Here is a 20,568-nt window from a genome sequence, read left to right on the forward strand (position 1 = left end):
CATAGGGGGCATAGGTGATCATATCCGCGTGGCGTAATTATGCGAATGCACGGGGTGTAAATCCATACCCTATAGCAAATTTCAATAGAAAATATGAAAGCTTGGAGGTTGAAGGGGACGATAAGCGTCAATACTGGAAAAAGAAGGCAGGCATTATCACACCGTTATATGGCATGCGGAAGGAGGAGAGGCGGATGAATCTGATGAAATGGCTGCTGAAGGTCAGTCTGACGGCGATCCTAGTCAGCACGTTGACGATCGTGACCACGGGAGTCGTTGTGAACGCCTATATTCAGTCGATCCTGTCCAGCCTTAATATCCAGCTTGAGGCGCAGCCTCTTGGAGTCGGGGGCATCATGAAGTCGATGCTTGGCTTTGGCGCGGGTACCGATGCCGGAACAGGCACGACGTCCGGCACTTCGGAGACCGTGAATGTGAAGGATGACAATCAAACTTCACCTGACTCCGTACACAGGGATGACAAGGAGCCCGCTGTGGATGGGACAGCACCGGACACCAACGGGTCGCAGGAAGCTGAAGAAACGGATGCGGGCGCGGGGGAAACGGAAGGGACGTCTCCCGGGCAGGAGGCTCCGGACGGCTCGCTGCCGGTCATGGGCAGCTCGGCGACCCATTCGGAAGAGGCGCCGGAGGACGAGATTGTCATGACTCCAGGCGATATTGTAGACCGCAAGGGCAGTTTGCCGCTGGAGGACAAGGAGGAAATCTTTACATTGCTGATGAGCAAGCTTCCTCAATCGGAAATGCAGAAAATCTCGGAAGCCATGGAGGATGGCTTGACGGAGGCCGAACTCACGGAGATCGAGGAAGGCATCACCCAATACTTGAGTGAAGCTGAGTATGACAAGCTGATCTCGCTGCTCCAGGAATAAGGGCAGGGCCTGGATCAGGATGCGCCCCGTCACGATTTTGTCACAAATTGCAAGCCGCATAATAATGGAAGATGTGTGAAAACCCGCATGTGGTGCGGGTTTTTTGCTGTTTTGGCAAACTTGAAATGAACTTAAGGGCTATGTTAAAGTAAACAAAGACCAAAAAAGGTTAAAATTTTGATACCTTTTGACAGGTGATGACATTTTCCAAACGAGCAGTCAACATGTTCAGATGATATGCAGGGATTACATATGAACAAGGCTAGAAGGAGAGGGACATGAAGGGTTTCAAGGGGATACGGTGGATCGAAGGTTTGCTTCGTAGACAGCAAGCGGATCGCTCCGCCCTACACAACAATTCAACAGACGAGTCCGAGCTGCCTTCTCATCCGGAATCTACTGGACGGGCCATTCCGCGCAAGTGGATTTGGATATCGGCAGGGGCTCTACTCCTAGCAGGATCGATATATACCGGCGGTAAGGCTTATGTGAACGCCAATACCATTCCGTTCTATCATGTATATGTAAACGGGCAGGCGATCGGCGCGATAGCCGATGACGCTGAGCTGGATCAGCTGTTCGAAGAGAAGCGGCAGGAATATCAGGAGAAATATCCGGATGTGCTTATGGTTTTGCATACCGATGGGATTACAACGAAAGCAGACCGCTCCTTCAAGCCGGACATTAACAGCGAGGAAACGCTGAACAAGCTGGACGGCATGCTGAAGGCATATGCTCGAGGCGTCGAGCTGAAGGTGGACGGCAAGACCGTTGCAATCGTTAAGGACCAGGAGACCGCAAGGGCTGCGATTGAGGCTGCCAAGCTGAAATTTACGCCGGACGCGGATGCGGGGAAAACCCAGACGCAGCAGGTTGCTTTTAAGAAGGTCTCTGCTCAAGCCTCTGCCAAGAATAAGGAAGGCGCCGAGCTGGAGTCCGTCCAGATCAAGGAAGAGATTACGGTAGCCGGTACGAAAGCCGATCCGAACAAGGTCCTGGATGTGGAGGACGCCGTGAAGGTGCTGACCGGGACGAAGGACAAGCCGGTGACCTACACGGTGAAAGAGGGGGATACGATCACCTCGATCGCCAAGCAGTTCGGGATGAAATCATCGGAGGTTATGGCCTTGAATCCGGGGCTCGAGGAGAAATACATGCAGATCGGATCCGAGCTTCAGCTTACCCAGCCGGAAGCGCCGCTCACGGTGCGGACGGTCGAGACGGTTACCGAGAAGCAGCCGAGCAAGCCGGAGACGATCGTTCGCAAGAGCGACCAGCTTCCTCTCGGGAAGCGTAAGGTTGTCCGCCCTGGACGAGACGGCGTCAAAACCGTGAGTTACGTGGTAACGAAGGAGAACGGCAGAGTCGTCTCCAAGCAGTGGACCGGCCAAGAGGTGGTTCAGGAGGCGCTGCCGGAGGTTGTTTATAAAGGCACGAAGGTGGAACGCAAGGTCGCACCGAAGGTTAGCAAAAAAACATCGAGCAGCAAGCAGTTCGCCTGGCCGGTGAGTGGAGCGCGCATCACGAGCTCCTTCGGACATCGCTGGGGACGGAGCCATGAGGGCATCGACGTCGTTGGCGGCAGCACCATTATGGCTGCGGCTTCCGGACGGGTGGTCTTCTCCGGCCAGCAGAGCGGGTACGGCAATGTGGTCATCGTGGATCACGGTAACGGGTACCGCACCTTATACGGCCATATGAGCCGGATCTCCGTCAGCAACGGCCAGTCCGTCAGCCAAGGTCAGAAGCTTGGCGTGATGGGCAACACCGGCCGTTCGACCGGCACCCATCTCCATTTTGAAATTCAAAAAAATGGAGTTGCCCAAAACCCGATGAAATATTTATAGATCTGTGTTATACTATCGTTACTAGTGACGACATAAGCCATTATTGGTTTTATATATCATAATGATGAAGATGGCCGCTCCTTTACGGGGGCGGCCATTTTCTTCGTTTGCATCTGCTTGGATGGGATTTGGGGATGTCATTGGCAGAACGGGAAATATCTTTTCAGCCGCTGTTGTCCGCCCTTTGTCTTGACTGGAATTTGGACTAAGGGGACAAAGGGCTCCCAAAGGCGGCCTCCAAGATATTTTCCCTTATCTGCAAAGTCCATCCCCATTTCCGTGGAAGCAGATGCTGCCGAAGAAGGGGCCGCTCCCCGTGAATCGGAGCGGGCCGTGGAGGCGGGGATGTGGGTGGCAGAGCGGGAAATGTCTTTCCAGCCGCTGTTGGGCATGGGGGGTCCTTCTCCATCGCTGTTGAATTCGGAAAAATTGGAACTAATCATCCCTGATGAAATTTTCCGAATTCAAAGGCGAGCGCTCCGCTTTCCGAATGCCACCCCAAGCTGCGTGAAGGGTTCCCATCTGCAAAGTCCATCCCCATTTCCGTGGAAGCAGATGCTGCCGAAGAAGGGGCCGCTCCCCGTGAATCGGAGCGGGCCGTGGAGGCGGGGGATGTGGGTGGCAGAGCGGGAAATGTCTTTCCAGCCGCTGTTGGGCATGGGGTGTCCTTCTCCATCGCTGTTGAATTCGGAAAAATTGGAACTAATCATCCCTGATGAGATTTTCCGAATTCAAAGGCGAGCGCTCCGCTTTCCGAATGCCCCCCAAGCTACGTATGAAGGGTTTCCCTTATCTGCAAAGTCCATCCCCATTTCCGTGGAAGCAGATGCTGCCGAAGAAGGGGCCGCTCCCCGTGAATCGGAGCGGGCCGTGGAGGCGGGGGATGTGGGTGACGAAGTGAGAAGCTGGAGCAACGGAGTGAGTGCTGCGTGCTTGGGGCGTCCATTCCCCCGCGGAATGGGTGTGTCCAGGCGGCAGGTGTGTTAAAATGAAAAGAAGACCGTTCAAGTGAAGGTATGAGGTGAACAGGAAGATGCAGGGAACTATTCTGGTGGTGGATGACGAACAGCCCATCGCCGATATTTTGAAGTTTAACCTGGAAAAAGAGGGCTATGAGGTCATCTGCGCCTTTGACGGCATCAGTGCGGTCGACATCGCGCTGACTCGGCGCCCGGATCTAATGCTGCTTGATCTGATGCTCCCCGGTAAAGATGGGATGGACGTATGCCGCGAGGTGCGTGCCGCCAACCTGCAGATCCCGATCATCATGCTGACGGCTAAGGACGGAGAGATCGACAAGGTGCTCGGGCTTGAACTCGGGGCGGACGACTACGTGACGAAGCCGTTCAGCACAAGAGAACTGCTGGCCCGGGTGAAGGCGCAGATGCGCCGGCAGCAAAAGCCTGACAACACGGCGGATCAAACGGGCAGTACCGGTGCGGGCGGACAAGGCCTGCGGTTGTTCGATCTGTTTATCGATACGGATATGTATATGGTATACAAGGGCGGCGAGGCCCTTGATCTGACGCACCGGGAGTATGAGCTGGTGTATTATTTGGCGCGCAATGCCGGCAAAGTGATGACCCGTGAGCACTTGCTGCAAGCGGTATGGGGCTTTGAGTACTTCGGGGATGTCCGCACGGTGGATGTGACCATTCGCCGATTGCGGGAGAAGATTGAAGAGAATCCGAGCAAGCCGGAGTATATTTTGACCCGGCGCGGTCTCGGCTACCTGATGCGAAGCCCTAAAAACGGAGGCCTCTAATGAAGTGGCTCTCCTTCTTCCGCACGATTCAGGCGAAGGTCATCATCATCTATGTGCTGCTCATTCTGATCGCGATGCAGCTGATCGGGGTGTATTTCGTCAGTGCGATGAAGACGTCCCTGACCAGCAACTTTACGAAGGATTTGCAGGAGCGTGCGGAGCTGATGTCGGTGCTGGCTGCCAAAACCCTTGGCGGCGAGAACGAATCGGAGGAGGATCCGGTGGAAAGCCTGCGCGTCATGGTGAACAATCTGTTCAATGTGAGCGGGGCCGAGATCCAGGTGCTGGATTCGACGGGACGGGTACTGACGACCTCGCTGCCTTCCCACGCCGATTATGAGGGCACGAAAAACACGCAGACGGTCGTAAGCCGAGCTTTGCAGGGAATTCAGGACAACGAGGAATATATTATCGACGATGACAACATCCGCAAAAAAGTAGTCGCCAAGCCCGTCATGTACAACGACAAAATCGTAGGCGCGATCTACATCGTGGCGAGCATGAGCGAGCTGTACAATACCATGCAGCGGATTAACAATATTTTTATATCCGGGATTCTCCTGGCGCTCGGATTAACGGCTGTGCTCGGCGTCATCCTGTCGCATACGATCACGCATCCGATCAAGGAGCTGACGAAGCATGCAAGAGCGGTCGCGGATGGCCGGTTTACCGAGAAAACGCCGGTATTCGGCAGCGACGAGATCGGCCAGCTCAGCCAGGCGTTCAATTATATGACGAGCCGCCTGCGCGAGGCGCTGTCCCAGAACGAGGAGGAGAAGGAGAAGCTTGCTTCGATCCTCACCAATATGAGCGACGGGGTCATTGCCACGGATGAAGCAGGCCGGGTGATTCTGATGAACCGCCGGGCCGGAGAAATGCTGGGCGTGGAAGGCGAGGAGCTGGCAGGACGCGATATCGGATCGCTCCTTGGTTTGGAGGAAGCCGAATCCGAGGCGCTGGCGCGCGGGGAGCATCATGACTCCAAGCTGCTGGAGATCGCGCCGCGTGAAGGCGGAGAGCCGTTCATGGTGCGGGTTACCTTTACGCCGATCCATCGGCGGGAGATCGGCATTACGGGCACCATTGCCGTGCTTCAGGATGTAACGGAGCAGGAGAAGCTTGAGGCTTCGCGGCGGGAGTTCGTGGCGAATGTATCGCATGAGCTGCGTACGCCGCTGACCACGATCAAGAGCTATACCGAAGCGCTCGAAGACGGGGCGCTGGAGGACAAGCAGATGGGGCCGCGCTTTGTGGGCGTTATCCAGAACGAGACCGGGCGGATGATCCGCCTTGTCACCGACCTGCTTCACCTGTCGCGGCTCGATTCCAAGGAAGCGGCGCTTCATAAGGAGCCGACGGATATCGTGGAGATGCTGGAGGATGTCGAGGACCGGTTCTCTTTTCAAATGAAACAGAAGCATATCCGCACCATTATCGATATTAAGCCAGGCGTGTCCGCAGCGATGCTGGACCGGGACGGTATCGACCAAGTGCTCGACAATCTGATCTCCAATGCACTGAAATATACGCCCGATGGGGGCTCCATCACCATGGAGGCAAGCATCACAGAGGACGGCATGCTGTCCCTATCCGTGAAGGATACCGGGATCGGCATTCCGAAGAAGGATCTGGACCGCATCTTCGAACGGTTTTACCGGGTGGACAAGGCTAGGAGCCGCAATTTGGGGGGCACCGGTCTTGGCCTGTCCATTGCCCGGGAAATTGTTAGAGCCCACGGGGGTTCAATCACCCTTCAGTCCGAGCTGGAGAAAGGTACGACCGTGACCTTTACCTTGCCCCTGAATAACGAGGGGAGGTCAACGACGTGAAGGAACGATTAAAGACTTTGCTGCTGGTCGTGCTGGTCTTAGGCAGTCTCGTGCAAAGCTATGTGTTGATCTACCGTCTGCCGGGCAGCGATTCTGTTGTGCAATCGAAGGATTCCTACATCCGAACCGAGGAGATGGGGCCGGAAGAGAAGCCGGAGAATCTCTTGTATCCCGACAAAATGATCATCCATCTCGGTGAAGACAAGCATACGATCTTTTATCCGAACGATACGTTCTACAATCTGGTGTACAACCGGCTGAAGGGCCGGACCTTCGACAATTTCCAGCGCCGGATGGTAGGCAATATCGACTGGAACAAGGTTCGATCCGAGAACCGGGGCATTGAGCTGAGCTTTGATTCGGGCATCCCGGTAACACTTCTGCAGCGCGTGATGCAGATCGTGCCCGATTCGCTGTTCGAAGGAGAGAGCATTAACAAAATGTGGCTGTACAGCGTTCCGGGCGAGGCGAAGGTTCACGTGATGTTTTTCAGCACCAAGGGAGATGTTGTGTACGAAGCCGTCCAGGCCGACTTGACCGTTCAGGACGTTGATCAGCTGGTCGATTTCGGGTTCAATTGGACGCCATACACCATGGTTGACGGCAGGTATTATGTGCCGAACAAGAAGCTGAATATGGTCAGCACCGAGCTGCCGGTCGGCGTGTATACGATTGAGCAGATGCAGCGCAGCCTGTTCTTTGACCCTAGCATTACCCGCAACATTCGGGAAAAAGACGGCTCCGAGATTTATACCGACAGCAAGCGAAGCCTGCAGGTGGATCAGGGACAGCATTGGATCAGCTACACCGACCCGGCTGCGCCGCCGTCGGGAGAGAGCAGTCCGGGGAAGGATGTGCTGTCTGCGATTGATTTTGTCAATCAGCACGGAGGGTGGAACGGAATCTACCGGCTCAGCAAAGCCAGTGAATCCGAGGAGCGGACGCTGGTGAAATTCCAGCAGTACTATGGAGGCTATCCGATTCTCAATACGTCCGGCTTCCAGTACGGCGTGATGGAGCTTGATCTGCAGCAAGGCACGGTGACGTCGTATGAACGTTCGCTGCTTTATCTGGAATCGCCGGCGCTGAGCAAGCAGATGGTGACCCTGTCAGGAGGCGAGGAGCTTCAAGCGAAGCTGGATGCGATCGCGGAGGAATCCCGGATTCAGAATCTGGAGCCGGCATATCTGCCGATCATTACAGGAGAAGGGCTGCTGCTTAAACCGGTATGGGCCGTCGAGCTTCAGAACGGAAGTGTGCGCACGCTGGAGTAACGGACTGCGAAGGCAGCTTGGCGACCTACTGTTACAGTGGAAGGAGAGTTCTAGAGGTGTGGGGCCAATTGAACTGTGCCAGTCAAACGGGTTGGGGCTGTTGGTATCCGCGCATCCAGGCTCGCTCCACGATCGCCGATCGTGATCGTCAATGGACAGATGACTCCTCACGCTCCTTCCTGCCAATTGCCGGATGACAAGGCAAGCGGGGTGTGTTGGAATCACGAGTAACACGCTAACCAGTATGGCTTGTCGTCCGAGCGTCGACGCTGATCAACATTACACCGCGCGCCGGGAGAGGCACGCGTTAAGAAGTTGGATTCACGAGTGACACGGTAACGAATTATTGGAATCACAAGTGAGATGCTAAGCAGTTGTGGTTGGATTAACGAATGACATGGTAATGCAGGCTGTGTTGGAATTCGAGAACAAGGAGGGAACGTGATGGATTGGGGCCGGGCTAAAAATGTTTTGATCTACGCCTTTTTGCTGCTGAATCTGGTGCTGGGCTATCAGCTGTGGATCGACTATCGGGAGCAGGCCGGCTCCAGTCTGGACTTTACCTCGCTCTCGGAAAGCACGCAGCAGATCATGGAGAAGAACGGGATTCAGGTGCAGAGCCCGATTCCGTCGGAAACGCCCCAGCTGCCCAAAATCAATTATATTTACAGCGCCGAAATGCAGAAGGAGCCGGTGGAGCTCGAGGAGCCGGTGGATACGAAGCTGATTTACGCCGATGAAAAGGAGCTGCGAAGCGCCCTGGAGGGGGCAATCCCGGACCTCGCAAACTATCGTCATGATCAGCCCTCGGATCAAGAGCATGTATTTGTGTTCCGGCCGCTGGTGCTGAAGGAATGGCCGCTGTTTAATGTGGAGCTGGAGTTTATCCATGAGTCGCAGAAAATCCATGCCTATCGGGAGCCGGTGTTTGAAATATTGCCGACGGACGGGGCGGAGGAGCAGAAGGTGCTCCCGGCATCCAAAGCGCTGGAGACCTTGATTGAGCGTAATTTCATTCCGCGGGATACGGCGGTAAGGGATATCCAGCTCGGTTATTACGGTCAGCTGTTCAATACGGAGGACCAGCTGGCGGCGCCGACATGGCGGTTCACGCTGGATAACGGCGAGATGATCTATGTACAGGGAATTAGTGGGGATGTGCTCACACCCAAAAGCGATACGGCAAAGGAGTAACAGAATTATGGGGATATCTTTTTCCGTGCTGTCGAGCGGCTCGACGGGCAATGCGACCATTGTCCGCAACGAGGATACGACACTGCTGATTGATGCGGGCTTAAGCGCCCGGCGCATCGATGAGCTGCTCAAGGAACGTGATATGATGGGAGAAGAAATCGACGGTATTTTGGTAACGCATGAGCATTCCGACCATATTAAAGGACTCGGGGCAGTCGCGCGCAAATACAATCTGCCGATCTATGCCAATGAGAAGACTTGGGAAGCGATGAGCAAATCGCTTGGAAAAATTGCCGAAGAGAACCGGATTGTGCTGGAGAGTCATGAGGTGAAAGATTTCGGAACGCTGCGGGTTGAGCCGTTCGAAATTTCCCATGACGCTGCGGCACCGGTCGGTTACTGCTTCTATGACGGCGATGAGAAGCTTGGTGTTGCGACAGACCTTGGATATGTGAGCGATAAAGTGAAAAAAGCGCTGGACGGGTCGGATGTGCTGGTACTGGAGGCGAATCACGATATCGAAATGCTGCGTATGGGCCGCTACCCATGGAACACGAAGCGCCGGATTCTCGGCGACATGGGCCATCTGTCCAACAATTCGGCCGGTGAGGCGCTGAGCGAGCTGCTGACAGGGGATACGAAGCGGGCGTATCTGGCGCATCTCAGTCTGGATCATAACATGATGGATCTGGCTAAAATGACCGTGCGCGATACGATGGAAGACCGCGGCTGCTTCTTCAAGGACAGCGAGTTTAAGCTGTGCGATACCTATTATGACCGCTCGACCCCTTGGGATAAGGTAGGCGATTAGTAAGGCCTGTGGGGCACAGGAACTGCGCAAGCGGTTGGACAGTTGGGTGTGTTGGTATATGCAGTGGTGTGTTTCACGTATATACAGCGGTGCGTTTTTCGTATATGCAGCGGCGAACGGGTATAGTTGCGTTTCGTTTGGGGCGCAGTATAATGAGCGAATCGGCAATTGCTTCAATAGGCCGCACATTACATTAGGACGGGTAATCCTGATGGACCGCCGAGCCGGAGAAATGCCGGGCGTGGAGGGCAAGGAGCTGGCTGGACGCGATAACATAAGAGAAGGCTGCTTCCGTCACGTGGATTGTGACAGAGGCAGCCTGTTTGCTTTTTGCCATTAAGCGCAAAAGATGCAACGGCGTTAACGTCATATGCCCATGCCCTAGTCGCCTGCCTTAAGGGGAACCAGCCCCGCACCACGAAGCCCCAGGCGCTAACCCCTAGCGCGTGTGCAAGGAACGACATGGTTGAATGATGAGCATTGTCCCAGGCCATGTAGCATTCGCAAGCCATGGAGTGTTTTTAGCCATAGCACAGGCAGTTCAGAACGTTCTTACGGCTTGCTTAAACTCTCCTGGGCCATCCGGATCATTTCCCGGACCATCGAGCCGCCGATGGCGCCTCCGACTTTCCCGGCCTGCTCGGTGGTCAGATTGCCGTTACCTTCAGGCTTGAGCGGGACACCCAGCGTTTTTGCAACCTCATACTTCACTTCCTGCTGCGGGTTGACCTGGTAGCCCTCGTTCCGCATGACATCGTTCATGAACTGCTGCATTTCAGGACTGCGGCGCCGCCTTGATCTTCTAGCCATATGCGTTCACCTCCCTTTCGCGAACCATAATCATGATGCGTTATTAACATCCCCGCCTTCTGGCGGGCGCATGCGCAAGCAGCTGACGAGCCTTGGCAGACAGGGGCAGCCTTAGCAGAATTCCGGAACCTTATGGTGAAATTTGCGTACTACCTAATAGTGTGTTATGAGAAGCGTGGCTGCAGCATGACCTTTTAGGTACTTGACCGGAATTCCAGAAATATTTCCATCAATTTGACAATTGTTTTTACAAAAGACAGCTAACTTTAAACGTGATCATTGTGGTACAATAGGAGCACTAAAGAACATGCTCATGACAGCTGTCGGTACAGTATGCAAGGATGCAGTGAACTGGGTTGTTGCGATGGATGGAGCAGGCGGATTGCTGCCGGCTGTTTCATAAAATTACATGGAATTTGCGCTTGGAGCCGCCCTGTTTGTGGTAATAGAAGGATACAGGGTTTTTTTTGAACCATACAGGTACCAATACATACCTTTTCTGGATGAAGATTCATAGTTTCCTGTCGGAACGTTCAGGCAGGGTTCGTATAAATGGTACAAATAGAAAGAGTATGGCCGAGAGATGCAACTTTTTGGCCTTCTTAAGAGTTATAACTATAGAGAGATTTATTGGCGTGGGCATGCGTTGGAACAAAGATCTGATACACGATGCAGGGCGGATTGTTATGGCGACAGAATGAATTCGGAGTCGGTCGGTAATGGCGATGGTCTTTAAGCGGATATCGTATCTTGACGTGCAGCGACAAGGGGAGAGAGGGATCGCGAATGGGATTGTTTGACGATGATTTTTATTCAACCAAAGTATCCAGGAAGAGCAAAAATGCCAGCGAGGACCGATCTGCGCGAACCAAGTGGCGAACAAAGTGGCGGACCAGCCGCCGGAGCAGAGGGCTGTCCACCTTCCAAATTTCCGCGATCAGCTCGGTCTGCAGCGCACTAATTGCCGTGATGCTGTTCAGCTTCATTACCGGTCATCCTGCCTCCACATCCCGGGTTACTCTGGTGAACGGCGGACATCAGCTGTCCTCGACGGAAGGGGACCCTTACGAGCGGATTATCCAAGCAGCCGAGAAGGTGCGTCCTGCTGTCGTAAGCGTGCTGACGCATAAAGAGACGGTGCTGCCGGAAGAGGAGGAGCTGGAGAACGAGGAAGAAGTCCTGCCTGAAGACGAAGAGGGATTGGAGCTTCCGGAAGGATTTGATTTCGGAGAGGAATTCGACTTCGGGGATGACTTCGGCGATTTCGGCGAATCTCAGGAGGATGCGCTGGGATCCGGTGTTATTTTCAAAAAGCTTGAAGGTAAGGCCTATATCATCACGAATAATCATGTCGTAGAGAATGCCGATTCCTTCGAGGTCGTTACGGTAACCGGTGAGAAGAAACAAGCAACGCTTGTCGGCACCGACCGTGTGAGTGATATTGCGGTGCTCTCGATTGACGCCAAAGGCATTGGCGATGTTGCCGAGTTCGGCGACTCCTCCAAGCTGCGGCTGGGCGAGACGGTCATTGCGATCGGGAACCCGCTCGGGCTGGGAGATACGCTGACCTCCGGCATCGTCAGTTATACGAACCGGATCATTCCGGTTTCGCTCAATCAGGACGGAAATTACGATTGGGAGCAGGAAGTGATTCAGACCGATGCCGCCATCAATGAGGGCAACAGCGGCGGTGCGTTGGTCGATCTCAATGGCCGGGTGATCGGCATTAATACGATGAAGATCGCGGATACCGGTGTGGAAGGCCTTGGGTTCGCCATTCCGGTAAATGAGATTACCGAGGTTGTTAAGGAGCTTATGCTGAAGGGCTACATTGCGCGTCCATACCTGGGTGTTTATACGGTGGATTTGGGCAATCCCTATGCGCCGCTGAGCAAGAAAGAGAAGGAAAATCTGAAGCTGCCGAAGAGTGTAACCGAGGGCGTGGTCGTACTGGATGCCCTGGGACCTGCAAAGGATGCGGGCCTTCAGCTGAACGACGTCATCGTGAAGCTGGACGGCAAGCCGATTAAGACCACCCTGGAGCTGCGCAAGCATTTGTACCGCAACACCAAGGTTGGCGGTGAGCTGGATGTAACATTCTACCGGAGTGGGAAGCTGCAATCGCTCAAGGTGAAGCTGGAAGAGAAGCCGGAGGAATAAGCTCCGGCTAGGCCTTAGACGAAAGAGATATGAAAATGGTTAAATGTCAGTCACTTGGCGGACTAAAGAGAGAGCGTGCAAAGCACGCTCTCTTGCTGTTTTACTGGGATTGAGGCAATGAGGCACTCCCTAGCGGTAATTTAACGTCATCTGGGGATAGGCCTCCCCGTTCGGCATATCTTGTCCCGAACATCGGTCTGATCAACTCCTCGTCGACGTTCGCCCGCCTCCACGAGTATGGATTCATCGAGGCTGCGCGTAGAGAGCGGGCTTCTATGAGCGTGGTATTGTCCCAGAATAACGAATAATCCTTTGCCGAAAAAACCAGGAGGAAGAATTTCGGGGAATATCGGGCCCGGAAGCGTGGCAGAATACATTGGAAGCCCGGATGCGGGGGTAATTCGGGTAAAAGCATTTCTTTTTCCCGCAGAGTGTGGTAGAACAGAAGAGTGGCTATACGGTTTGATAGAAACGCGGGCTCATAGGCGATAACAGAAAGGATGCATAGAATGTACGTCGTATGCAAAGAACATGTGGAACTGGCAATCGAAAATTTCGTGGATGAGTATGAGGATGCTCCAGATATCGTGAATTTGAAGGAGACGGAGTTTTCGGACTGGGACCCGCCGGTGAAGTGCGCGGAGTGCGAGAAGCATGCTGAATTTTTAGTTGTGTAACGTGAATATTTTAATTCATAAATAATGCGAATGAGAAAGCGTGATGATTTCACGCTTTTTTTGTTTAAGAGATCATGAAGGGAATAGAAGCAGCGAAGCTTTGGTGGACAGTCCTCCGTAGTGTATGATAGATGTATGGATTGCACGGAGGCGCCGATAACCTATCGTGAATGGAGACGATTAGAGATGGATGACTTCGGTAAAGTATGGGAAGAGGAGATCAAGCGGGCAGCCGATGAGGCTTACGAGAAGGAAATGGATGAAATCAACCGTCAGCTGAAGCAGGAAATCCTCATTGCGCTGATTGGCGACGTGAATACGGGCAAATCCTCAACCATGAATCGGATCGTGGGCGAAGAGGTGGCCGGCGTCGGGGCTGAGCCCGGGGAAACGACGGTGATTCATCCGCATAAATATAAGGATAATATATCTTTCATTGATACACCCGGGTTGAATGATGTGAATACCGCCAATTCGGAAGTGACCTTGAATTATTATAAACAGGCGGATATCGTGCTGTTCTTCCTCAACGCTGCAGGCACCGTCTTTTCGGAGGTGGAGAAGAGATCGTTTGAGAAAATTCAAGGCGTCAACCCGAACATCTTGATCGTGCTGAACAAAATTGATGCCGCGGATGAAATCGACCGCCTGGTGGCGCGGATCCGGAAGGAGACCGGAGGGGGCTATGAGGTTGTGCCGGTGTCTTCACGGACGGGCGAGAACATCGACCAGCTGCGGAGCAGCATTCTGGAGATGCTTAAAAAAAAGTCTAAAGACATCCTCTTTGCCAAAAGCATCAAGGAGAAGTCGGCGACCGCCAACGGTTGGATCATCGGAGCCTCGATCTCGGCAGGAGCAGTAGGCGCATCCCCCATTCCGGGATCGGATATCATTCCGATTACCGGCATTCAAGTGAGTCTCCTTACCCGGCTTGCGGTGCTATACAATAAGCCGATCAGCAAGGAGACGGCGAAAGAGCTCGTCATTGCCACGATATTCGGGAATATCGGGAAGAGCATTTTCCGGCAGATCGTGAAGGTATTCCCTGGCGCGGGATCGGTCGCCGGAGCGACGGTCGCGGGGGCTACGACCCTGGCGTTGGGATATGCTGTGAAATACGCTTACGAGCACAACATCCAGATCAATCCGGCGAATATTACAAAGCTCTATAAGAAATTCAGGGAGAAGGCCGAGACGGAATCGGAATCCATTTCCGAGTCGAAGTAAGCCAGCCGATGTCGAATATATACCACGTTAAACGGATGGAATAGAAAAAGGAGCCTTCGGCTCCTGATCATAGCTGCGTCAAAGCAGCGCTATTTATCATTGATTTACTTCGTGGCAGCCTCATAATCGGCTTTGGCCTTCTCCAGCATCGATTTCCAATCCGAAAAATCGGTTTCTCTTGAAACGTGACGGTCAAACAATTCGTCCGGAATGTTCTCGATATCTTCGTGCGTTTCCACTTGGAAGTTACCTTTTACGACAAAATCCCCAAAGCTGTTATAGGATGAATGTTTACGCATAAACGATTCATTGAACAGCTTTTCCAGAGAGATGTTATCCGGATCCTCCTGTACCGACTTTTGTCCTTGCAATTCCTTCAACAGATCATCAAACGACATGGGCTTTTGCTTTCTCAGAGTACCACTCCTATAAACTAATATTTGTGTTCAGTATAACATATCCGGAAATCTCATAAACATGGTGAGCTTTCTGGAAGGCTGGTTACCCCGTTATCTTCTTAACAAGGAAGACCAGGTTTGCTCCAGCCAGCTGTCGAATTCGTCCCCTTTGTCACCCTCGTACGTATCATAGATATCAATTCTCATCTTTTTTAACTTGTCTTTGAAGTCTTCATACTTGTGGTCACGGGGAAGGCTTTTTTTGATGCGCAGCAGCACTTTAGAAACGTCTTTCATCAGTTCGCCTTTTCGTCTTTCGGGCATCTGCACGTCCTCGCCAAAGGCAAGGAGCTTGTGATAGGCTGCTTCCCTTACTTGGTGAACCGCATCCGTATTCAGTCTATGCAGCAAAATATCGATGGATTTCTGATTTTTCCAATTTCCCAGCTCTTCAACGGCGTTTAACCGTTCTCTCCAATTGGCGCTCCGGTTAGCGGAGCTTTTCAGCTCTTCATAATTCGACGGCACGTCCGTCACAACCTCTTGATTGTCCAATCCGTTCATCTCCTTCATAGGTGGTATCAGGGGTTCCTAAAACCATATGTTCATTATGGGGTACCTTTATGATGACTGGCGTCCGCTGCATTGTCTGCCTGTTTGGTCCCTTTACTGGTATAAGGTTTGGGTTTACTCTTGGCTCTTCTCGCGCTGGCATCCCATCGACTCCAGCCTTTCTTGCCTGTGCCTCGGCCTGTTCCGCCCTTGCCCTTGGATTTACTCAACCCATCACTCCGTTACGATATATTCTTATCCCTATATGCTGATTCTTTACCAGCCCTGTTGAAATATACACTGTATTGGACCATATGTATAGGATACAACGGAAATAAACCTAAGAATCGAAATATATATGGATGGAATCCAACATTGATATGGTCTAGGGACGTCTTCGGTTGACTAATTTTTCCCAGCATGTTATCTTATTTTTGAACTGACCAGTCAGAACAAGAGACATTGAACTGAAATTTATGTGAAAGGGCAGACCCCATTGTGAGTAAAGAGAAAATTATCCAAGCAGCCATAGAAGTATTCTCCGAGAACGGATACCACCGCGCAAGCATGGACGAGATTTCCGCCCGCGCTCAGGTTGCCAAGGGGACGCTGTACTACAACTTCCCGGGCAAATCCCAGCTCTTCAAGACGGTCGTCAAGCAGGGCTTCGAGGATATTATGCGGCGGACCGAAGCGGATCTGAATTCCCCGCTGCCGATCAAAGAGATGATTATGCGGACCATCCGTCATCATCTGGATCTGTTTCTGGAATCCCGGCATTTTTCCCATATCGTATTCAATGAGATCTCGAACGGCATTGAGCAGGATGTCCTGGAAGAGCTGAAGGAGCTGAAGCGGACGCATATCGGCTTTCTGGCGAAGATCATTGAGGATGGCAAGTGTGAAGAGAATCTGTTCCGCGATGTCGATGCCAACCTGGCTGCGGTCAGCATGATCGGCACATTGGAGAGCGTATGTAATTATTATTTGAATCATCAAGAAGCCTATACCCGCGAAGACCTAGAGCAGTTTGCGTTCACGGTCATTACCCAAGGCCTGTTTATATCGGTTGAATAAACACGGCCTTCTTTTGTAAGCAGGCATGACTGACCAGTCAGTTCAAATCTTGAAGCGAAGATGGAGGTTATCGGTATGGAATGGAATCAGAACGGTTTGCTCCCATTGGAATGGTTCAGCAATATGCGTAAGAGTTCCCCCGTGGAAAAGGCTGGCGACAACGCATGGAACGTCTTCAGATATGAGGATGTGAAGGCGGTCTTCACCAACTATGAGGTCTTCTCGTCCCAAGGTGCGCCTTCTTCGGAGGACCCGATCGAGTCCAGCCTGCTGCGGCAGGATCCACCGAAGCACCGACAGCTTCGGAGACTGGTCTCCCATGCGTTTACGCCGCGGATGATCGAGTCACTTGCTCCCAAGATCGAGGAGATCACGAAGTCTCTGCTGGATGAAGCGGAGAAGAAGGGGCAGATGGACATCGTGGCGGATTTAGCGAGTCCCCTCCCGATCGTCGTCATTGCCGAGATGCTAGGCGTATCGCTGGAATACCGGGAACGCTTCAAGGCTTGGTCGGACGCTTTGGTTGGCGATAATTACGAAGCATATATCCAGTGCCAGCGCGAGATGAGTGAGTACTTCTCGGCCATCGCGGAGGACCGGCGCCGCCATCCGCAGGATGACCTGATTACGAAGCTGGTGGAAGCCCGTATCGATAACGAGTCATTGACCGAGCTTGAAATCATCGGCTTCTGCATCCTCCTGCTGGTGGCCGGCAATGAAACGACAACGAATTTGATCTCCTCTGCCGTTCTGGCCATCGATAGCTTGCCGGAGGTGCGGGCAGAGCTTCTCGCGGACCGATCACTCATACCGGGCGCACTGGAGGAAGTATTCCGTTATTTCTCGCCCGTACAGGTGATGTTCCGCCGCGTGAAGCAGGAGACGGAGCTGGGCGGGAAGACGCTGAGGGAGAACGAGCATGTGTATATCTGGATGGCTTCCGCCAATCATGACGAGGCGGTGTTCGAGCGTCCGGACGTATTCAACATTCACCGGAGTCCGAATCCGCATCTTGGACTCGGAAGCGGCATCCATTATTGCCTCGGCTCTCAGCTCGCGCGGATGGAATCACGCATTGCGATTGAGGCGCTGCTGGAGCGCTTCCCGGAGTATCGGCGCGACCGCTCGGCCCCGCTCACCCGGATGGACAGTACGATGATGTTTGCGCTGAAGGAGTTGCCTGTCATATTGCGCTGAGGGGCGGGAGGACGCCTTCAAGGTAAAGGCAAGCTAGAGAACTTGCTCAACCATAAGGGTTTGCCGGGAGGACATGTGCATGGAAGAGGGGGCGCCGGAGGCGGTGTGTTCAAAATGCCGGAGGTTGTGTGTGTTCAAATGAAGTGTGCGGGGTAGTTCTGATGTTTACATCAGAAAGTCCGACTGCACCAGCTTCTTGTAACGACGATGAACAGCAACTGAAAATAACGATGGATGGAGAGCCGCGGGTTGCGGTTCTTTTTATTTCATGAGTGGGTGGAAACGACAGGCTTCGTACGGGAGGGAGGTAAGACGGCGTCTTTCTTTCCGTGCAGGGGTTACAATGGTAGAATGAACGTCAGAACAGTATAGACAAGGAGCGAAATTATCGCATGAATATACAGATTGTATGCGTAGGCAAGCTGAAGGAGAAATATCTGGTTCAGGGCATTGCGGAATACAGCAAGCGCCTGGCGCCTTATGTGCGTCTGTCGGTGCACGAAGTGCCTGACGAGAAAGCGCCGGAGAACATGAGCGAGGCGGAGATGCGTCAAGTGCAGGAGAAGGAGGGCGCGGGCATTCTCGGCCACATCAAGCCGGACGCCCACGTGATCGCGCTCGCGATCGGCGGACAGCTGTGGTCCAGCGAGGATCTGGCCGCCCATATCGACAAGCTGGGCACCTACGGTACCAGCACCGTCGCCTTCGTGATCGGCGGCTCGAACGGTCTCTCCGAGGCCGTGCTGAAGCGTGCCCAAACGAAGCTCAGCTTCGGGCGCATGACCTTGCCTCACCAGCTGATGCGGCTGGTGTTGGTGGAGCAGATTTACCGAGCGGTGAAGATTAATCGGGGGGAACCGTACCATAAATAACGGCAAGTTATTAAATATGCCCCCCTTTAAGTAAGCAGGTTTAATAAATAAACAGGCTACTTGCAGAGGAGCATACCAGTTATCGTGGATGCCGAATTTTTTGGTGTCCTTTATAAGGGTTTTACCACATCATCTGAATCAGTGGAGTAAGCCAGCTCTTTCTGTGCTTCCAGAGCGGCCAGTCTGTCCAGCAGGGCTGCCCGGATTTGCTCATAGGCATCGCTGCCCAACGCCATACGTATCGGCCCATCTCCCTGGTCGACACGGTGGATAATCTGCTGCGCCATTTTATCCGGATCGCCGACAACCATTTGATTGAACATGCTCATATCTATACCAGGCAGTTCTCCCTTCATCAGGCTAACGAATCGGCCTGCCTCCGTATCCCGGTATTCGTCCATCCGCTCGCCGAATACGGCGTTGCTTGTAATGAAATTCGTTCGGATTCCGCCGGGCTCCACCATAGTGGTCTTAATATTGAACGGAGCCACTTCCTTAGCTAGCGCTTCAAAGGCTCCTTCGACCGCCCATTTCGAAGAGCAATACAGTCCCATACCCGGAATAGAATAATGACCCGCCATACTCGAAATCTGTACCATGTGACCGCCGCCCTGCTTACGGAAGAAGGGCAGGAAAGCACGCGCTACACGCAGAGAGCCAAGCACATTGGTCATAAACTGATGTTCAATTTGCTTATCGCTTGCTTCTTCCACTGCGCCATACAAGCCATAGGCTGCATTATTGACAAACACATCGATCGTGCCCAGTTCTAAAAATGCACGCTCCACCACTTCAGCAATTTGTTGAGAGTTTGTCAGATCTAAATTAGCCTGCCAAAGCCCAGAGCCATACTGTGCCTGCAGATCATCCAGCACCCCCGGCTTGCGTACCGTTGCGGCTACACGGTCCCCTCTATCCAGCAACCGGCGAGTTATACATGAACCCAAGCCTCCTGATGCTCCTGTAATAAACCAAGTTTGCATGCTAAACACCCTCCAATCGTTGTCATCCACCGAATTATACAAACAACTAGAGGGAGCTAGCCACAGCACGTCTATTCTATTAATGGGAGTAACAGTCTACGGTAGCTGCCTGTCCTGCTCAAGTAAACGCAATAATCTCTCTTCCGTACCTGAACCGGGCACCGGAACAAAGAAACACCAGTGCAGTGCCGGGTCATTATCGATTACAGCCGCGGAATGGAGCTCAAACTCCATCTCCTGTGCGTTAGGAACACGGAATAAAGCGGTGGCTACACGTTTTTGTTTGATTTCATATAGCTCCCAGAAATGCACGAATTCCGGGCTTTCCCGCCTCAAGCGTTCGAACCGTTCCATATATAACGGGTTGTTCTTGTATAGATCGAAGCCTGCCCGCAGAACAGCTACAGCGTAACGGGCAAAGCCTTCCCAATTCACCAGTCTGTTGCGGTAATCCGGCTTTAAAAACATAATGTCCATCATATTCCGTTCGTTGTCCGGCAGACTGCCGAAATCGGCTACGATCAGTTCTGCCGCTCGATTCCAGGCGATAATATCCGTACCTTCGTCTGTGATAAAAGAAGGATAATGCAGTTGATTTACGATTTTCTGCAGAACTCCCGTATCCGGCCCACCGTTATTTGGCACTGTGACGACGCTCGTCACATCTACATTGGCCAGATCGAATAGATGCTTCTGCTCGTCTTCGTCAAGCTGAAGCGCTTTGCTGATACTTAGCAGCACTTCCGGCGAAGGATTAACCTCCTTGCCTTGCTCCAGCCAGGCATAGTAAGTCACGCTTATATTGGCAAGATAAGAGACTTCTTCTCTTCGAAGTCCCGGAGTGCGTCTTCGTCCGGGCAGCGGCTGGATCCCTGCCTCTGAAGGCTGTAACCGTTCTCTGCGCGATTTAAGGAAGTCACCCAATGCGGACGGAGAATGATTCTTTTTCAAATGGGTCACCTCATTTACTTATCTATTTACTCATAGGGAAGATGCAAATTG

At 52.9% G+C, this 20,568-nt stretch carries 20 protein-coding genes; 14 read left to right on the plus strand and 6 right to left on the minus strand.

What is annotated here, in order from left to right; translation table 11 throughout:
• Nucleotides 1–194: 194 nt before the first annotated feature.
• The 8 genes from BBD41_RS14585 (at nt 195) to BBD41_RS14620 (ending at nt 9,613) form a co-directional block, all read left to right on the plus strand.
• A complete protein-coding gene (locus tag BBD41_RS14585; protein WP_099480621.1) occupies nt 195–893 on the plus strand; it encodes a hypothetical protein in 699 nt (232 codons plus the stop codon).
• Between the two features lie 278 nt (nt 894–1,171).
• The gene (locus tag BBD41_RS14590) at nt 1,172–2,740 is read left to right on the plus strand and encodes a M23 family metallopeptidase (protein WP_099477977.1); all 1,569 of its coding nucleotides are present in this window, start codon (nt 1,172–1,174) and stop codon (nt 2,738–2,740) included.
• Between the two features lie 351 nt (nt 2,741–3,091).
• Nucleotides 3,092–3,727 (plus strand): hypothetical protein, encoded by a 636-nt coding sequence (locus BBD41_RS14595; RefSeq protein WP_162292786.1) that lies wholly within the window; start codon nt 3,092–3,094, stop codon nt 3,725–3,727.
• A 46-nt stretch (nt 3,728–3,773) separates the two neighbouring features.
• Nucleotides 3,774–4,505, plus strand: a complete 732-nt coding sequence (yycF, locus tag BBD41_RS14600) for a response regulator YycF (protein ID WP_099477979.1) — start codon at nt 3,774–3,776, stop codon at nt 4,503–4,505.
• 74 nt (nt 4,506–4,579) lie between these two features.
• Entirely contained in the window at nt 4,580–6,334 is a 1,755-nt protein-coding gene (gene walK, locus BBD41_RS14605) for a cell wall metabolism sensor histidine kinase WalK (RefSeq protein ID WP_418304254.1), read from the plus strand.
• On the plus strand, nt 6,331–7,608 hold the full coding sequence (locus tag BBD41_RS14610; protein WP_099477981.1) for a YycH family regulatory protein: 1,278 nt from the start codon (nt 6,331–6,333) through the stop codon (nt 7,606–7,608). Before walK ends, BBD41_RS14610 begins: the two co-directional genes overlap by 4 nt.
• A gap of 444 nt (nt 7,609–8,052) precedes the next feature.
• Nucleotides 8,053–8,802, plus strand: a complete 750-nt coding sequence (yycI, locus tag BBD41_RS14615) for a two-component system regulatory protein YycI (RefSeq protein WP_099477982.1) — start codon at nt 8,053–8,055, stop codon at nt 8,800–8,802.
• A 7-nt stretch (nt 8,803–8,809) separates the two neighbouring features.
• Entirely contained in the window at nt 8,810–9,613 is an 804-nt protein-coding gene (locus BBD41_RS14620) for an MBL fold metallo-hydrolase (protein WP_077570825.1), read from the plus strand.
• A gap of 552 nt (nt 9,614–10,165) precedes the next feature.
• Here BBD41_RS14620 and BBD41_RS14625 read toward each other — a convergent pair.
• Nucleotides 10,166–10,423, minus strand: a complete 258-nt coding sequence (locus BBD41_RS14625; protein WP_028406228.1) for an alpha/beta-type small acid-soluble spore protein — start codon at nt 10,421–10,423, stop codon at nt 10,166–10,168.
• Between the two features lie 786 nt (nt 10,424–11,209).
• Here BBD41_RS14625 and BBD41_RS14630 point away from each other — a divergent pair.
• From BBD41_RS14630 to BBD41_RS14640, 3 genes are all read left to right on the plus strand, one after another.
• Entirely contained in the window at nt 11,210–12,583 is a 1,374-nt protein-coding gene (locus tag BBD41_RS14630; RefSeq protein ID WP_077570823.1) for a S1C family serine protease, read from the plus strand.
• Nucleotides 12,584–13,092: 509 nt separating this feature from the next.
• Nucleotides 13,093–13,260, plus strand: coding sequence for a CxxH/CxxC protein (locus BBD41_RS14635; RefSeq protein WP_099477983.1), 168 nt, complete (start codon nt 13,093–13,095; stop codon nt 13,258–13,260).
• A gap of 186 nt (nt 13,261–13,446) precedes the next feature.
• Nucleotides 13,447–14,487 (plus strand): dynamin family protein, encoded by a 1,041-nt coding sequence (locus tag BBD41_RS14640; RefSeq protein WP_099477984.1) that lies wholly within the window; start codon nt 13,447–13,449, stop codon nt 14,485–14,487.
• Nucleotides 14,488–14,591: 104 nt separating this feature from the next.
• Here BBD41_RS14640 and BBD41_RS14645 read toward each other — a convergent pair whose 3' ends face one another.
• The 3 genes from BBD41_RS14645 to BBD41_RS14655 form a co-directional block, all read right to left on the minus strand.
• Entirely contained in the window at nt 14,592–14,885 is a 294-nt protein-coding gene (locus tag BBD41_RS14645; RefSeq protein ID WP_099477985.1) for a hypothetical protein, read from the minus strand.
• 111 nt (nt 14,886–14,996) lie between these two features.
• Nucleotides 14,997–15,440, minus strand: a complete 444-nt coding sequence (locus BBD41_RS14650) for a HEAT repeat domain-containing protein (RefSeq protein ID WP_099477986.1) — start codon at nt 15,438–15,440, stop codon at nt 14,997–14,999.
• A 53-nt stretch (nt 15,441–15,493) separates the two neighbouring features.
• On the minus strand, nt 15,494–15,667 hold the full coding sequence (locus BBD41_RS14655) for a DUF3934 family protein (RefSeq protein WP_099477987.1): 174 nt from the start codon (nt 15,665–15,667) through the stop codon (nt 15,494–15,496).
• Nucleotides 15,668–15,935: 268 nt separating this feature from the next.
• Between BBD41_RS14655 and BBD41_RS14660 the strand changes: the two genes are divergently transcribed.
• The 3 genes from BBD41_RS14660 to rlmH all read left to right on the plus strand — a co-directional run bounded on the left by BBD41_RS14660 (nt 15,936) and on the right by rlmH (nt 18,583).
• A complete protein-coding gene (locus BBD41_RS14660) occupies nt 15,936–16,514 on the plus strand; it encodes a TetR/AcrR family transcriptional regulator (protein ID WP_099477988.1) in 579 nt (192 codons plus the stop codon).
• A 75-nt stretch (nt 16,515–16,589) separates the two neighbouring features.
• Nucleotides 16,590–17,711: a cytochrome P450 gene (locus tag BBD41_RS14665; protein ID WP_206098308.1), complete on the plus strand. Its 1,122-nt coding sequence runs from the start codon at nt 16,590–16,592 to the stop codon at nt 17,709–17,711.
• A 392-nt stretch (nt 17,712–18,103) separates the two neighbouring features.
• Nucleotides 18,104–18,583, plus strand: coding sequence for a 23S rRNA (pseudouridine(1915)-N(3))-methyltransferase RlmH (gene rlmH / locus BBD41_RS14670; protein WP_099477990.1), 480 nt, complete (start codon nt 18,104–18,106; stop codon nt 18,581–18,583).
• 110 nt (nt 18,584–18,693) lie between these two features.
• Here rlmH and BBD41_RS14675 read toward each other — a convergent pair whose 3' ends face one another.
• Together BBD41_RS14675 and BBD41_RS14680 are read right to left on the minus strand one after the other, a co-directional pair.
• Complete coding sequence (locus tag BBD41_RS14675) at nt 18,694–19,566, minus strand: SDR family oxidoreductase (protein WP_099477991.1); 873 nt, start codon at nt 19,564–19,566, stop codon at nt 18,694–18,696.
• A gap of 96 nt (nt 19,567–19,662) precedes the next feature.
• A complete protein-coding gene (locus tag BBD41_RS14680) occupies nt 19,663–20,517 on the minus strand; it encodes a helix-turn-helix transcriptional regulator (RefSeq protein WP_099477992.1) in 855 nt (284 codons plus the stop codon).
• Nucleotides 20,518–20,568: the final 51 nt, after the last annotated feature.

This window comes from Paenibacillus ihbetae, assembly GCF_002741055.1.
GTDB lineage: Bacteria > Bacillota > Bacilli > Paenibacillales > Paenibacillaceae > Paenibacillus_AQ > Paenibacillus_AQ ihbetae.

Bases quoted from the DNA above. Each gene is read 5' to 3' on its own strand.
- BBD41_RS14630 (WP_077570823.1), top strand. From the start codon at position 11,210: ATGGGATTGTTTGACGATGATTTTTATTCAACCAAAGTATCCAGGAAG.
- BBD41_RS14675 (WP_099477991.1), bottom strand. From the start codon at position 19,566: ATGCAAACTTGGTTTATTACAGGAGCATCAGGAGGCTTGGGTTCATGT.
- yycI (WP_099477982.1), top strand. From the start codon at position 8,053: ATGGATTGGGGCCGGGCTAAAAATGTTTTGATCTACGCCTTTTTGCTG.
- BBD41_RS14635 (WP_099477983.1), top strand. From the start codon at position 13,093: ATGTACGTCGTATGCAAAGAACATGTGGAACTGGCAATCGAAAATTTC.
- BBD41_RS14625 (WP_028406228.1), bottom strand. From the start codon at position 10,423: ATGGCTAGAAGATCAAGGCGGCGCCGCAGTCCTGAAATGCAGCAGTTC.
- BBD41_RS14590 (WP_099477977.1), top strand. From the start codon at position 1,172: ATGAAGGGTTTCAAGGGGATACGGTGGATCGAAGGTTTGCTTCGTAGA.
- rlmH (WP_099477990.1), top strand. From the start codon at position 18,104: ATGAATATACAGATTGTATGCGTAGGCAAGCTGAAGGAGAAATATCTG.
- BBD41_RS14585 (WP_099480621.1), top strand. From the start codon at position 195: ATGAATCTGATGAAATGGCTGCTGAAGGTCAGTCTGACGGCGATCCTA.
- yycF (WP_099477979.1), top strand. From the start codon at position 3,774: ATGCAGGGAACTATTCTGGTGGTGGATGACGAACAGCCCATCGCCGAT.
- BBD41_RS14665 (WP_206098308.1), top strand. From the start codon at position 16,590: ATGGAATGGAATCAGAACGGTTTGCTCCCATTGGAATGGTTCAGCAAT.
- BBD41_RS14640 (WP_099477984.1), top strand. From the start codon at position 13,447: ATGGATGACTTCGGTAAAGTATGGGAAGAGGAGATCAAGCGGGCAGCC.
- BBD41_RS14645 (WP_099477985.1), bottom strand. From the start codon at position 14,885: ATGTCGTTTGATGATCTGTTGAAGGAATTGCAAGGACAAAAGTCGGTA.
- BBD41_RS14620 (WP_077570825.1), top strand. From the start codon at position 8,810: ATGGGGATATCTTTTTCCGTGCTGTCGAGCGGCTCGACGGGCAATGCG.
- walK (WP_418304254.1), top strand. From the start codon at position 4,580: ATGCAGCTGATCGGGGTGTATTTCGTCAGTGCGATGAAGACGTCCCTG.